General features: G+C 68.4%; 12 protein-coding genes. 6 read left to right on the top strand and 6 right to left on the bottom strand.

Annotated features, from left to right (window positions below):
* Positions 1-99 precede the first annotated feature (99 nt).
* Positions 100-1,029, bottom strand: coding sequence for a type IV toxin-antitoxin system AbiEi family antitoxin domain-containing protein (locus EV652_RS35090; RefSeq protein ID WP_255512666.1), 930 nt, complete (start codon positions 1,027-1,029; stop codon positions 100-102).
* Positions 1,030-1,168: 139 nt separating this feature from the next.
* Here EV652_RS35090 and EV652_RS35085 point away from each other — a divergent pair, with 139 nt between their 5' ends.
* Entirely contained in the window at positions 1,169-3,670 is a 2,502-nt protein-coding gene (locus EV652_RS35085) for a DEAD/DEAH box helicase (RefSeq protein WP_132213603.1), read from the top strand.
* Here the strand turns inward: EV652_RS35085 and EV652_RS35080 are convergent.
* Positions 3,657-4,868: an MFS transporter gene (locus tag EV652_RS35080; protein WP_158441406.1), complete on the bottom strand. Its 1,212-nt coding sequence runs from the start codon at positions 4,866-4,868 to the stop codon at positions 3,657-3,659. The genes EV652_RS35085 and EV652_RS35080 overlap by 14 nt on opposite strands.
* Before the next feature lie 71 nt (positions 4,869-4,939).
* Here EV652_RS35080 and EV652_RS35075 point away from each other — a divergent pair, with 71 nt between their 5' ends.
* Complete coding sequence (locus EV652_RS35075; RefSeq protein ID WP_199238579.1) at positions 4,940-5,491, top strand: CGNR zinc finger domain-containing protein; 552 nt, start codon at positions 4,940-4,942, stop codon at positions 5,489-5,491.
* A gap of 9 nt (positions 5,492-5,500) precedes the next feature.
* Here the strand turns inward: EV652_RS35075 and fabV are convergent, their stop codons facing one another.
* On the bottom strand, positions 5,501-6,670 hold the full coding sequence (fabV, locus tag EV652_RS35070) for an enoyl-[acyl-carrier-protein] reductase FabV (protein WP_132213601.1): 1,170 nt from the start codon (positions 6,668-6,670) through the stop codon (positions 5,501-5,503).
* 71 nt (positions 6,671-6,741) lie between these two features.
* Positions 6,742-8,028 carry a UDP-N-acetylglucosamine 1-carboxyvinyltransferase gene (murA, locus tag EV652_RS35065; RefSeq protein WP_132213600.1) on the bottom strand — a complete coding sequence of 429 codons (1,287 nt, stop codon included), beginning with the start codon at positions 8,026-8,028 and terminating at the stop codon, positions 6,742-6,744.
* A 49-nt stretch (positions 8,029-8,077) separates the two neighbouring features.
* On the opposite strand from murA, the gene EV652_RS35060 reads away from it, so the two are divergent.
* The gene (locus EV652_RS35060) at positions 8,078-8,662 is read left to right on the top strand and encodes a cob(I)yrinic acid a,c-diamide adenosyltransferase (protein ID WP_132213599.1); all 585 of its coding nucleotides are present in this window, start codon (positions 8,078-8,080) and stop codon (positions 8,660-8,662) included.
* 16 nt (positions 8,663-8,678) lie between these two features.
* On the opposite strand, the gene sppA is transcribed toward EV652_RS35060, so the two are convergent.
* Positions 8,679-10,331 carry a signal peptide peptidase SppA gene (gene sppA / locus EV652_RS35055; protein ID WP_132213598.1) on the bottom strand — a complete coding sequence of 551 codons (1,653 nt, stop codon included), beginning with the start codon at positions 10,329-10,331 and terminating at the stop codon, positions 8,679-8,681.
* A gap of 56 nt (positions 10,332-10,387) precedes the next feature.
* Complete coding sequence (locus tag EV652_RS35050; protein ID WP_132213597.1) at positions 10,388-10,720, bottom strand: hypothetical protein; 333 nt, start codon at positions 10,718-10,720, stop codon at positions 10,388-10,390.
* Positions 10,721-10,855: 135 nt separating this feature from the next.
* Here EV652_RS35050 and EV652_RS35045 point away from each other — a divergent pair, with 135 nt between their 5' ends.
* From EV652_RS35045 to EV652_RS35035, 3 genes are all read left to right on the top strand, one after another.
* Positions 10,856-11,224 (top strand): STAS domain-containing protein, encoded by a 369-nt coding sequence (locus EV652_RS35045; RefSeq protein WP_132213596.1) that lies wholly within the window; start codon positions 10,856-10,858, stop codon positions 11,222-11,224.
* 75 nt (positions 11,225-11,299) lie between these two features.
* Positions 11,300-13,279: a protein meaA gene (locus tag EV652_RS35040; protein ID WP_132213595.1), complete on the top strand. Its 1,980-nt coding sequence runs from the start codon at positions 11,300-11,302 to the stop codon at positions 13,277-13,279.
* A gap of 56 nt (positions 13,280-13,335) precedes the next feature.
* On the top strand, positions 13,336-14,166 hold the full coding sequence (locus tag EV652_RS35035; RefSeq protein ID WP_132213594.1) for an aldo/keto reductase: 831 nt from the start codon (positions 13,336-13,338) through the stop codon (positions 14,164-14,166).
* Positions 14,167-14,195 lie beyond the last annotated feature (29 nt).

Below are 14,195 nucleotides of genomic sequence, written 5' to 3'. Positions count from 1 at the left end.
TCCCGAGCCGAATGGTTGGGGACCGAACGACAGGAGGTCTCGGACTCCTGCGCTCTCACTCACCCGCAACGAACGCCCGCCGACACCGGCAACAACTGACTACCTCCTGTCCTTCGGTACCCCGATCCGCTGCGCCACGGCCGCCCTGGTGGTCGCCACGACCCACGCCGGACTTCCGATCACGTGTTGGTAGGTGAACCTCAGGACCGCCCAACCCGCCGTCACGAGTTCGTCGTACCGCCCACAGTCCGCGGCGAAGTCGTTCGCTGACCCGTGGAACTCATACCCCTCCGCCTCCAGGGCGACCCGCGCCTCCCGATGGCCGAGATCGACCCGCGCCCGGAAGCCTTCGGAGTTCACCAACACCTGCGGTTCGAACCCGTCCACGCCGTTGCTGAACAGCAGCGCGCGAAGCAAGGACTCGAGGAAGCTGCCGGACCGACGGTCCGCACAGACCGCGACCCGGCGGGCATTCGGGCAGCCGGGACCGCGGAGCGCGGAAGCCGCGGAGAGCAGTTCGTCTGGGTGGATCAGCCCGCCGGCCAACGCCGCATCAGCCACCGCGAGCGCCTCGCCGAACGGCAGCAGCCGGGCACAGTCGAGAACCGTCCGGAGTGGCGAAGTCGTCCCGGCACGGCGTTCGTCCGCCGTGACCTCGGCCCAGTGCAGGACAGCAGGCGGATCACGACGCGGCTTGCGCTTCACCGGAACGGTGATGTGTGGCTTCTCGGGTGCCACCAGCAGCGGCAGGTTCCACACCCTCGCGGCGCTCAGGTGCGAGAGGACTGCGTCATAGGCGACCGCAGTCATCCGGTCGGTTGCCAACCCCGGCAGAGCGTAGATCCCTCGCCTCAGCCGCTCCACCTCGCCATGCCGCACGGCCGAGGCGAGCGCCTTCCTGGAGGTGACGGCCACGAGCTCCGCCGAGCGCGCCGGACGCCCCATCCGCCGGAGGACCTCGGCAACAGACACCATCCGAAGATGCTGCCTGAGGTCGTCCAACCCTGCTTCGGGTTGTCCACAGGTCACCGAAGGACAGGAGGTAGTGGCCCTGCCGGCCGGTTCTGCCTCGAGTCCACGCGGGATCGAGGCGACGGGAACGGTATACCTCCTGTCCTTCGGTCCCGGTCTCAGCCGGCTTCTAGGTAGTAAGGGACAATGGTTGGTGATGACGCTGACCGAGGAAGTTCCTGCCAGTACTGATGCCGATGCCCTGTACGACGCCTTTGCGAGGTGGGTGGGGGAGCAGGGGATCTCGCTGTACCCGGCGCAGGAGGAGGCGCTGATCGAGGTGATGACGGGGTCGAACGTGATCCTGTCGACGCCGACCGGCTCGGGGAAGAGCCTGGTCGCCACCGGATCGCACTTCGCCGCGCTCGCGAACGGCAAGCGCACCTTCTACACCGCGCCGATCAAGGCGCTGGTGTCGGAGAAGTTCTTCGCGTTGTGCGACGTCTTCGGCGCCGACAAGGTCGGCATGCTGACCGGCGACGCGTCGGTGAACGCCGGTGCCCCGATCATCTGCTGCACCGCCGAGGTGCTCGCCAATGTCGCGCTGCGCGAGGGTGCCCTCGCCGACGTCGGCCAGGTGGTGATGGACGAGTTCCACTTCTACTCCGAGCCGGATCGCGGCTGGGCCTGGCAGGTGCCGCTGCTCGAACTGCCGGACGCCCAGTTCATCCTCATGTCGGCGACCCTCGGCGATGTCGAGCGGTTCAAGATCGACCTGTCCCGCCGGACCGGTCGCCCGACCGCGATCGTGTCGTCGGCCGAGCGACCGGTGCCGCTGATCTACAAGTACGTCACCACCGCGCTGCACGAGACGCTCGAGGAGCTGCTCACCACCCACCAGGCGCCGGTGTACGTCGTCCACTTCACCCAGGCCGCCGCCCTCGAACGGGCCCAGGCGCTGACGAGTATCAACGTCTCCTCGAAGGAGGAGAAGGAGAAGATCAACGAGCTGATCGGGCACTTCCGCTTCAGCAAGGGCTTCGGCCGGACCCTGCAACGGCTGGTGAAACACGGGATCGGCGTCCACCACGCCGGCATGCTGCCGAAGTACCGCCGCTTGGTCGAGCAACTCGCCCAGGCCGGTCTGCTCAAGGTGATCTGCGGCACCGACACCCTCGGCGTCGGCATCAACGTCCCGATCCGGACCGTCGTCCTGACGGCGCTGAGCAAGTACGACGGACGCCGGCAGCGGATCCTGAAGGCGCGGGAGTTCCACCAGATCGCGGGTCGGGCGGGCCGGGCCGGATACGACACGTCGGGGACTGTTGTCGTCCAAGCGCCGGATCATGTGGTGGAGAACGTGAAGGCGCTGGCCAAGGCGGGGGACGACCCGAAGAAGCAGCGCAAGGTGCAGCGGAAGAAGCCGCCGGAAGGTTTCGTCACCTGGGGCGAGGACACGTTCGACCGGCTGGTCGCGGCCGAGCCCGAGGCGTTGAAGTCGCGGATGCGAGTCAGCCACGCGATGCTGCTCAACGTGATCGCCCGCGACGGTGACGCGTTCGCGAGCATGCGGCACCTGCTCCGCGACAACCACGAGGACGCCAAGACCCAGGTCCGGCTGATCCGCCGGGCGATCCAGATCTACCGGACCCTGCTGACCGCCGGTGTCGTCGAGCGGCTGGACGAACCGGACGAGTACGGCCGGATGCTGCGGCTGACCGTCGACCTGCAGAAGGACTTCAGCCTCAACCAGCCGTTGTCGACGTTCGCACTGGCCGCGCTGGATCTGCTCGACCCGGAAAGCCCGGAGTACGCGCTGGACGTGGTCTCCATCATCGAAGCGACGCTGGAAGACCCGCGGGCGGTGCTCTGGGCGCAGGAGCACCAGGCCAAGGGCGAGGCCGTGAACGCGATGAAGGCCGAGGGGATCGAGTACGACGAGCGGATGGAACTGCTCGAGGACGTGACCTGGCCGAAGCCGCTCAACGAGTTGCTCGAGGCAACGTTCGACATGTACCGGCAGACGCATCCGTGGATTGCCGACGCCGGCTTGTCGCCGAAGTCGGTGGTCCGGGACATGTTCGAGCGGGCGATGACGTTCGGCGAGTTCATCGGCTTCTACGGGTTGGCGCGGTCGGAAGGCGTCGTCCTGCGGTACCTGAGCGACGCATACAAGGCGCTCCGGCAGACCGTGCCGCCGGACAAGGTGAACGAGGATCTGACCGACCTGGTCGAGTGGCTCGGCGAGGTCGTCCGGCAGACCGACTCCAGCCTGCTCGACGAGTGGGAGGAGCTGACCAACCCGACGGCCGAAGAGGTCGCCGAGCCGACTCCGACCGGGCCGCGCCGGATCACCTTGAACAGCAGGGCTTTCCGGGTCCTGGTCCGCAACGCGATGTTCCGCCGCGTCGAGCTGGTCTCCTTGCACCGCTGGGCCGAGCTCGGCCAACTCGACACCGACGCGGGCTGGGACGCCGGCCGCTGGGCCGAGGCCGGTACGGCGTACTACGCCGAACACTCCACCCTCAACACCGGCCCGGCAGCACGCGGCCCGGCCCTCTTCATCGTCGAGGAACACCCCGGCTACTGGGAGGTTCAGCAGATCATCGACGACCCGGAAGGCAACCACGACTGGCGCATCTCCGCCACCGTCGACCTGGGCGCCTCCGACGACGCCGGCGACCTGGTCCTCGAGATGGTGTCGTTCAAGCCGCTGTAGTCACTGGCGTCTCGAGCGTCCGGACCTCCCGGACGAACATGGGCAGCGCGGACAGCGCCATGCCGACGGTTCCGGCCGCAACGGCAGCCGTGGTGCCGAAGGTGCTGCCCAGCACGCCGCCGAGCGCAGCACCCACCGGGAGCACGCCAAAGGTGAAGGTGCGATACGCGCCGTTGCTTCGGGCAAGGGATGCCCGGGGGATCAGGAGTTGGCGGATCGTCACGGACAAGACGTTGGCGCTGCCGAGGCCGATGCCGGCCGCGAATTGCACCAGGCCGAGGAGTACGCCGTACTGGACGCCACGACCGGGCAGCAGCGCCAGCAGGAGCGGCAGGCCGGTCGACAATGCGAGGGACGTGAGGAATGCCCGACCGTAGCCGAGCCGCTTCGCGAGGCGGAGACCGATCATCGCCCCGGCGAACGCGCCGGCACCGCCCGCGCTCAGCGCGATGCCGTAGCCGCCTGCAGACAGGCCGCGCTCCTTGACCGCGAGGACGACGAGGTTCACGACCAGGATCTGCGCCGACGCGTTGTAGAGCGCGGCATGTGCGGTGAGCGCGCGCAGGAACGGGCTGACCTTGATCTGCCGGACGCCTTCCCACAGGCTCGGCCGGGCGTCCGTGACATGGGGTGCAACCTCCGTACGGCGTGCCGACCCGATCCCCACCGCGCTGGCCAGGTAGGAGAACGCGTCGACCAGCAGCGCGATGGCCGGCCCGAGCAGTTGCACCAGCAGACCGGACAGTCCTGGTCCGCCGACCTGTGCAGCCGTGGATGAGCCCTGCAACGCGCGGTTGGCGGCCGGCAGGTCCTGCTCAGGAACGAAGTCCGGCAGGTAGGCGAACGACGCGATGTCGAACACGACACTGGCCGCGCCGACCAGGAAGGCGACCGCGACCAGTAGGGGCAGGGTGAGTTGGTCGAACGCCCAGGCGAGTGGGATGACCGCGACCGCGGCGGCCCGGATCACGTCGGCGGCGATCATGACACCGCGCTTCCGCCGGCCTTCGAGCCAGTGACCTGCGAGCAACGGCAAGGCCGCACTCGGCAGATAGGTCGCCGTCGCGATCGCACTCACGCCCGCGGCGCCCGCGTCGAGGGAGAGTGCCGCGGTCAAGGGCAGCGCGACCGCCGTCACGTGGGTGCCGACCGCGGACACCGTCTGCCCGGCCCAGAAGCGCTTGAAATCGCTGTCCACCGTTACCAGTACCTCCGCCTCATCCAGTAACCGTTACCGGATCATGCCCTAACAGCGGTAACGTGGCAACTGTGATTCAGCCTGGCGAGCGCACTCCGGCCCCGGAGCCGCTCGTCCTCGTCCAGGACCTGGTCAACACCGTCGACCTGGAGATGGAACGCGACGCGCTGACGGAGCCTGCGGAGCTGAGCACGTTCTGCGCCGCCCATGGGTTGCCTGATCTGCGGTTCGACCAGGCTGACCTGGCGGAGGTGCTGACGCTGCGGGAGGCGGTTCGTGATGTCTGCCAGGCTCACGCCGGCGTCGACGTACCCGCGGAGTCGCTCGCGGCCCTCGACCGGCTGCTCGCCGAGGCACCGCTGAGGTTGGCGCTGTCGACCGACGGAGGCGTGACGATCCATCCGGCCGACGGGCTACGGAATGTGCCAGCCCTCGTCGCCAGGATCGCGGCCGACGTCGCGGCCGCGACGCAGGCCGGCACGTGGCCGCGACTCAAGGCATGTGCGGCCGACACCTGCCGATGGGTGTACTACGACCGCAGCCCGGCCGGCCGTAGTCGTTGGTGCACGATGTCGCTCTGCGGTTCCCGCAACAAGATGCGCAAGTACCGCGCCCGCAGCTAGGGCCTGTAACTAGGGCCAGGCGACGTCGACCTCGGTCTCGGCGTCGTAGTCGACGCCCGGTACGTCGAAGCCGTACAGGCGTCGTACCTCGGAGAAGAACCACGCGGCGTCGGCGACCTCTGCGATGTTGTCCTGGGTCGCCGCTTCCCATTGGGCGCGGACGGCGGCCTGGACGTCGTCGGTCAGTTCCCAGCGGTCGAGGCGGATGCGGCCTTCCTCGTCGAGGTCGAGCGGGGTGTCGCCGGTGAGCTGGTCCCACAAAGCGATCGACTGCTGGATCGGGGTCCGCAGGCCGTCGCCGAGGACCTTGTGCAGCAGGCTGACGTACAGGCCGATGCCTGGGATCGCCGAGGAGGCCTGGGTGACGGCGGCGCCGTTCACCGACGTCATCGCCTGGATGCCGTCCTTGCTGAGTGTGAGCGCGGTCTGCTCGAGGTCGGCCTTCGCGGCGCCGATCGAGCCTTGGCGGTAGATCGGACCGGTGAGCTCGGAGCCGATGTAGGTGAGCGCGACCGTGCTGAAGCCGGGCTTGGTCAGACCGCGTTCGGTCAGCGCCTCGACCCAGCGGGACCAGTCCTCGCCGCCCATCACCTTGACGGTCTGCGCGATCTCGTCGTCGGTCGCGACCTCGATACCGACCTCCTGCAGCACCGGATCCGCGCCGTCGAAGGCCAGGCTCTTGGTGGTGTGCGGTGCGCCGATCGCCTTGATCGCCGACTGGTACGTCTCCTCGGTCCGCGGGTCCACGCGGCGTGGTGCGGCGACGCTGTAGATCAGGTGATCCACCCCGCCGAACCGCCCCGCGATCAGCTTGAGCACCTCGTCCTTCGTGGTGTCCGCGAAGGCATCCGCGTTGACGAAGTGGAACTCACAGCCGAGCTCTTCGGCGAGCGCCGCAGTCTCGGCCGTGCGGTACCAGCCGGCCGTCGCGGTCCGACGGGCCGTCGGTGCCTTCTCGAACGACACACCCACCCCGTCGATCCCGTAGCGCGCGAGACCCGCGATCGTCGCGGCCAGGCCGTAGCCAGAGCTCGACCCGATCACGAGCGCAACGCGGCGTTCCGGCGTACGACGCTCGACCTGGCCGGCCAGCTCACGGACCAGCCGGGCACAGCCGTCCGGATGCGAATCCAGGAAGAGGAATCCACGGCCTACGGGCTTCACAACGCGCTCACTCATGGCCCAGACCCTAACCCGGTCCGGCGCTCCCGAACGACGAAGTGCTCAGAGAATGCACCGAGAATGCCGGGTCAGTTCCAGTACAGTTCCGCGTCGTCCGGCTCGACGGTGACGTCCGCACCCAGGCGACGGAGGTTGCCGGCGAAGTCGGTGTAGCCGCGGTGCACGTGGTGCGCGGCGGACACGAGCGTCTCGCCCTCCGCCGCGAGACCGGCGAGGACGAGGGCGGCGCCGGCGCGGATGTCGCTGGCCACGACCGGCGCGCCCGAAAGCCGCGGTACGCCGCGGACCACCGCATGGTGACCGTCCGTGTGGATCTGAGCACCGAGGCGGGTCAGCTCCTGCGCGAACGTGAACCGGCCCTCGAAGAGGTTCTCCGTCACCATCGCGGCACCGTCACTGATCGCGTTCAACGCGATCACGAACGCCTGCAGGTCGGTCGCGAAACCCGGGTACGGCAGCGTGACCACGTCCACCGGCTTCGGCCGGTCGTTCATCCGGACCCGGAAGCCGGACTCCAGCACGCTGATCTCCGCGCCGGCCTTGTGCAGCTTGTCCAGCGGCAGTTCGAGGTGCTCGGCGTGGCCGTTCCTGATCGTCACATCACCCTTGGTGATCGCGGCCGCGAACGCCCAGCTGCCGGACACGATCCGGTCCGGTACGACGACGTGCTCGACCGGCTTGAGCAGCCCGGTCACGCCGGTGATCTCGATCCGCGGCGACCCGGCGCCGTCGATCTGTGCGCCCATCTCGACCAGCATCGCGGCGATGTCCTGGATCTCCGGCTCGCGGGCCGCGTTCTCGATCACCGTGGTGCCCTTGGCCAGCACCGCGGCCATCATGATCGTCTCGGTCGCGCCGACGCTCGGGAAGTCCAGCCAGACCTCGGCGCCGTGCAGGCCCTGCGGCGCCTCGGCGATGACGAAACCGTGCTCGATGTGCACCTTCGCGCCCATCGCCTCCAGCCCCGCGACGTGCATGTTCAGCCCGCGGGAGCCGATGTTGTCGCCACCGGGCAGCGCCACCTCCGCCTGACCACACCGGGCCAGCAGCGGTCCGAGCACCGAGATCGACGCCCGCAGCTTGCGCACCAGCTCGTAGTCACACTGGTGTCCGACCTCACCCGGTACGGCGATCGTCGCGGTCCGCTCGTCCGCGTCGACCTTCACGGAGCAGCCGAGAGTGTCCAGCAACTGGGCCATGAAGGTGACGTCGAGGATGCTCGGCACTTGCCGCAGCAGCGTCGTTCCCTCCGCCAGCAGAGCCGCCGCCATCAGCTTGAGCACGCTGTTCTTTGCCCCAGTGACTTCCACGGCTCCCTCGAGCCGTGCCTCACCCGCGATCCGAAACCGTTCCACCCGCCGACTGTAGCGTTTGCCGATCCTGGCCTTTGCGTAGAGTCCTTCCATGGCTGTGAACTTGACGCGGATCTACACCCGGACCGGTGACGCCGGGGAGACCCGCCTGGGCGACAACTCGACGACTTCGAAGACCGATCCGCGGCTGGCGGCGTACGGCGAGGTGGACGAAGCGAACTCCGCGATCGGAGTGGCCATCGCCGCCGGGCACCTGAACAGCACCCTGGTGCTGCTGCTGACCAGGATCCAGAACGATCTGTTCGACGTCGGCGCAGACCTGTGCAACCCGATCACGCCGAATCCGGAGTACCCGCCGCTGCGCATCACCCAGGACTACATCGACCGCCTCGAGAACTGGTGCGACGACTACAACAGCCGGCTGACCAAGCTCCGCTCGTTCATCCTGCCCGGCGGCACCGAGGGCGCCGCCTACCTGAACGTCGCCCGGACGGTCGTACGGCGGGCCGAGCGCGCCGGCTGGGCCGCCGTCGAGGCGCACGGCCCGTCGGTGAACCTGCTCGCTCTCACCTACCTCAACCGCCTGTCCGACCTGCTGTTCATCCTCGGCCGGGTCGCCAATCTCTCCTCCGGCGGCGACGTCCTGTGGGTCCCGGGAGGCGAACGCACGCCCTGACTCCAGCCGCAGTCGCTCAGCCCAGTTGCCAGTTGAGCGGCATCCGCAGTAGACCCTCCGGCGGCAGGCCGAGCGCGGCATAGATGCCGGTGGTCAGACCGTCGAGGGTGAGGGGCTGAGCCTTGACGGCCAAGTCGTCGGTCGTCGTGGGCGCACGCAGCTGGTCCAGGAGGTTCCGGTGCGGAACCGTGGCGAGCGCGATGTTGTCGCGGTCCAGACCGGCCCGGTTGCAGGCGATCGTGAGCGCGTGCTGGAAGCCGCCGAGCTCGTCGACGAGCTTGCGGGCGTGGGCATCGGCACCCGTCCAGACCCGGCCGCGAGCCAGACTCTCCAGCTCTGCCTCGGGCAACCCGCGGTCCTGAGCCGCCTTGGCGACGAAGTCCTTGTAGATGCGGTCGAGGGTCTCCTCCAGCCGCGCCCACTGCTCGTCGGTGAACTCTTCCTGTGCGGAGTACATCCGCGCGTTCTCGCCCTCCGACACAGCCTGCTGCGTGATCCCGATCCGGCTGAGCGCATCCCGTACGACGCCCTTGCCGGTCAGTACGCCGATCGAGCCGGTGATCGTGCCTGGTTGCGCGACGATCACATCGGCCGGCATCGCGACGAAGTACCCGCCGGACGCGGCCACGCTGCCCATCGACACGATCACGGGTCGTCCGGTGGACCTCAACCGCAGTACCTCGTTGCGGATCGCGTCCGAGGCGACGTACGAGCCGCCTGGGCTGTCCACCCGCAGTACGACGGCCCTCACCTTCTCGTTGTCGGCCACAGCACGCAATGCGGCGCCGACCGTGTCAGAGCCTGAACTGGCACCACCGAGCGGGCTGCTGGAGTTGCGGCCCACATTGATCGCACCGGAGACCCGTACGACGGCCACCACCGGCTTCTGCGGCCACGGGAACTGCTTGCGCAGGTCGTGCAGAGTCCGCGGTCCGCGGCGGATGTACCGCTCGGCCAGGAGCCGGGTGGTCTCGCCGAGGCCCTTCCGCAGCTCGTCGTACACGTCGGAGCGGTAGCCGAGCCGGTCCACCAGCCCTACTTCGAGTCCGGTCTGTGCGGGCACCGGTGCGCTGTCCACGAGCGCCCGCACCCGGGCGGTGTCCAGCCGGCGTCGTACGGCGATGCCCTCGACGATCTGCTCGTACGCCGATTCGGCCAGCCGCGACGCCATCTCGCGGGCCGGCTCGGTCATCTCCTTCTCGGTGAAGGTGTCCGCGGCGGTCTTGTACTCCCGGCGCTTGCCGAACTGCGGGATCACGCCGGCCTTGTCCAGGGCGCCGCGGACGAAGACGGCCTGCACGGAGATGCCGGTGATCGCGAGGTCGCCGGACGGCTGCAGCCAGATCTCGTCGAACGCGGTGGCCAGGTAGTACGGCACGGTCCCGTGGCCGGTCTCGCCGAACGACTCGGTCCACGCGATCGCGGTCTTGCCCGACGTCCGGAAGTCCGCGACCGCCTCACGCAGGTCCTGCACCTGGGCGAGCGACAGCCGCTGGCCACCCAGGTGGGCGACCACACCGACGACCGCGTCGTCGCGCGCACCCTTGCGAAGGGCCGCCACCAACTCGCGCAGTGTCGGCAGGTGCCGCGAGCGGAACGCGGCCACCGGCGAGGCGGGCGGCGTCTCGAGTACACCGCGGGTCAGATCCAGCTCCAGCAGAATCCCCATACCCCGACCCTAGACGCCCCTGACAAGACCAGGAGGACAAGCGATCGGGTGAGCTGTCAGGGAGCGTCGAGCAACCCGCGGGCCGCGGCCTCGTCCTGCGGCCAGACGTAGACGGTCCAGCCGTCCTTGGTCCGGGCCGTGGTCGCCTTGATCCCGAAGTCCTTCAGCTTCGACGCCGTGACCCGGGCCTCGTTGTAGGTGGGCACGGTCCGGACGTCGATCAGCAGTCCGAAGGAGTCCCGTTCCGCCGGGCGCAGGTCGACACGCCGAACCAGCGAGCCACCCTTCGCTTTCGAGAAAGCCCAGCGACAGAGCAGTACCATCAGCGCGGCCAGGGCGATGGCCACGAGAGGGAACAGAAAGTACTGCTCGGCGAACACGGACACCATTGTCTCGCGAAATAATTTGGTCGCGAGGTCTTGGCAACCTTCCGTGTCCCCAGGGAGTCTTTACGATCACAAGCAGGCACACGCTGCAGTGCGGCCGATGACTCGGGGGCCGCCGGGAGAGCGGAGGGCACGGACATGCTCGCACCGACCCACGACAACACAGCACCGAACGACAACACAGCACCGAACAACAACACAGCACCGAACAACAACGTCATACACCTGACCGGCATCCTGGATGTCCGGACGGTGGGCGACGTCCGTCAAACGCTCAACCAGGTGATCGACACCTCGGTCGGCGACGTGATCGTCGACCTGGAGGAAGTCGACGCCGTCGACGCCACCGGCCTCGGCCTCCTGGTCGCCAGCCACCGCCGCACCCAGTTGCTGGGCCGCCAACTCGTCCTGTGGCACCCGATGCCGTCGGTGATCCGCATCCTCGCGGTCACCCGCCTGCACCGCATCCTGCGCGTGGAACGCACCCCGCTGGCGATCAGCGCCTGAATGTGACGTAGCACCCTGGTGACACCGATCACGAGGTAGCGACTCACCAGCGAACGTAGTCCTACTCTCGGGTACATGGCGACCGAGAAGGATCGACCGTGGGTGATGCGGACGTACGCGGGCCATTCGTCCGCGGCGGAGTCGAACGCGTTGTTCCGGCGGAACCTGGCCAAGGGCCAGACCGGCTTGTCGGTCGCGTTCGATCTGCCGACCCAGACCGGGTACGACGCGGACCACGTGCTGGCCAAGGGTGAGGTCGGGAAGGTCGGCGTACCGATCGCCCATCTCGGTGATGTGCGCGCGCTGTTCGACCAGATCCCGCTCGCGCAGATGAACACGTCGATGACGATCAACGCGACCGCGATGTGGTTGCTCGCGCTCTACCAGGTGGCCGCGCAGGAGCAGGGCGCGCTGCCGGACGAGCTGACCGGCACGACGCAGAACGACATCGTCAAGGAGTACCTGTCCCGCGGCACGTACGCGTTCCCGCCGGACGCGTCACTGCGCCTGACCACCGACCTGATCGCCTACACCGTGGCCAACGTGCCGAAGTGGAACCCGATCAACATCTGCAGCTACCACCTGCAGGAAGCCGGCGCCACGCCGGTGCAGGAACTCGCCTTCGCCCTGTCGACGGCGACCGCCGTACTGGACCGGGTCCGGGACGGCGGTCAGGTGCCGCCCGAGCGGTTCGGCGACGTGGTGCAGCGGATCTCGTTCTTCGTCAACGCTGGGGTGCGGTTCATCGAGGAGACCTGCAAGATGCGCGCCTTCGTGCGCCTGTGGGACGAGCTGACCCTGAACCGGTACGGCGTGACGGACCCGAAGGCTCGTCGGTTGCGATACGGCGTCCAGGTGAACTCGCTCGGGTTGACCGAGGCGCAGCCGGAGAACAACGTCCAGCGGATCGTGCTCGAGATGCTCGGCGTCACCCTGTCGAAGAACGCCCGGGCCCGCGCTGTCCAGCTCCCGGCCTGGAACGAGGCGCTCGGCCTGCCTCGCCCGTGGGACCAGCAGTGGTCGCTCCGGATGCAGCAGGTCCTCGCGTACGAGTCCGACCTGCTCGAGTACGACGACATCTTCGACGGATCGCACGTGATCGAGGCGAAGGTGGACGAACTGGTCGCCGGTGCGCGTGAGGAGATCGACCGGGTCCAGGCGATGGGTGGTGCGGTGGCGGCCGTTGAGAGCGGTTACCTGAAGCAGGCGCTGGTCGCGTCGCACGCTGAACGCCGGCAGCGGATCGAGTCGGGTGAGCACGTCGTCGTCGGCGTGAACAAGTTCGAGAACACCGAGCCGTCGCCGCTGACCGCCGACCTCGACACGGCGATCCAGACCGTCGATCCGGCCGCCGAGAGTGCCGCACTCGAGTCGCTGCGGAGGTGGCGTGCCGAGCGGGACGACAAGGCGGTCGAGGTCGCGCTCGCGAAGTTGCGCGAGGCTGCCAAGGGCACGGACAACCTGATGCCGGTCACCCTCGAGTGCGCCCGGGCGGGTGTGACGACGGGGGAGTGGGCGGGTGTGCTGCGGGAGATGTTCGGCGAGTACCGCGCACCGACCGGGGTGTCCGGATCGGTCGGTGTCTCGGGTGGTGGTGAGGCCATCGCCGCCGTCCGCGAGAAGGTCACGACCACCTCCGAGGAACTAGGCGGGCGGCTGCGGTTCCTGGTCGGCAAGCCGGGCCTCGATGGCCACAGCAACGGTGCCGAACAGGTCGCCGTACGCGCTCGTGACGTCGGTTTCGAGGTGATCTACCAGGGCATCCGGCTGACGCCCGAGCAGATCGTCGCCGCGGCCGTCGCCGAGGACGTCCACTGTGTCGGGCTGTCCATCCTGTCCGGCTCACACATGGAACTCGTCCCGCAGGTCGTCGCCGGCCTGCGCGAGGCCGGCCTCGAAGACGTCCCGGTCGTCGTCGGCGGCATCGTCCCCGACGCCGACGCCCGTACCCTGCTGGCGGCCGGCGTCGCGGCCGTCTACACTCCGAAGGACTACGACCTCACCGGCATGATGTCCAACGTCGTCGACGTCATCCGCCACGCCAACAAGCTCTGACAAACCCACGCGTGCTCCGCGGATTCCCACAACCGTTGTCGTGGTAGAAGAAGTGCATGACTGCGAACAACTCCCAGGTGTTGCGAACGTTGTCGAACGGTGCGGAGATCCCGATGCTGGGGCTCGGCGTCTGGCAGGTGTCCGACGGCCCGGAGTGTGAGCGCGCGGTCGAGGCGGCGCTCGAGGTCGGCTACCGGCTGATCGACACGGCGCAGGCGTACGGGAACGAGTCGAGTGTGGGGCGGGCGATCCAGAGCAGCGGGATTCCCCGGGAGGAGATCTTCCTGACGACGAAGTTCTACCCGGGGAGCCGGGACGCGCGGGTCGAGGCGGAGAAGAGCCTGGAGCGGCTCGGTACCGACTACCTCGACCTCTACCTGATCCACTGGCCGCAGGGTGGGCCGACGTGGGCCTGGCCTGGGATGGAGGCGGCCAGTGAAGCCGGGCTGACCAAGGGGATCGGGATCTCGAACTTCGGCGCCGCCGAGCTCCAAGAGCTGTTGAAGATCAGCCAGATCCAGCCGGCGGTGAATCAGATCCAGTTCAGTCCGTTCGAGTACCGCCGGGCGCTGGTCGAAGCGTGTGAGGACGCGGGCGTGCTCGCCCAGGCGTACAGCCCGCTGGGAACCGGGCGGCACCTCGGCCATCCGGTGGTCGGCCAGATCGCCTCCGCGACCGGCCGCACCCCTGCCCAGGTCCTGATCAGATGGGCACTCCAGAAGGGCCTGTCCGTCATCCCCAAGTCGACCCACAAGGCGCGGATCGAGGAGAACTTCGCCGTCCTCGACTTCGAACTCGACGAGCAGTCCGTGTCAGCACTGGACGCCCTCGACACCACCAACCAAACCGCCGACGCCCTGTCCCAACGCCAGAAGTGGTGGTCCTGACCCTCCTGGGTTGGGCTTGGCGGTCGGCA

The sequence above is a fragment of the Kribbella steppae genome (assembly GCF_004342025.1).
Lineage (GTDB): Bacteria > Actinomycetota > Actinomycetes > Propionibacteriales > Kribbellaceae > Kribbella > Kribbella steppae.
The sequence above is the reverse complement of the archived record's forward strand: the minus strand, read 5'-3'. Positions and strand labels throughout refer to the sequence as shown.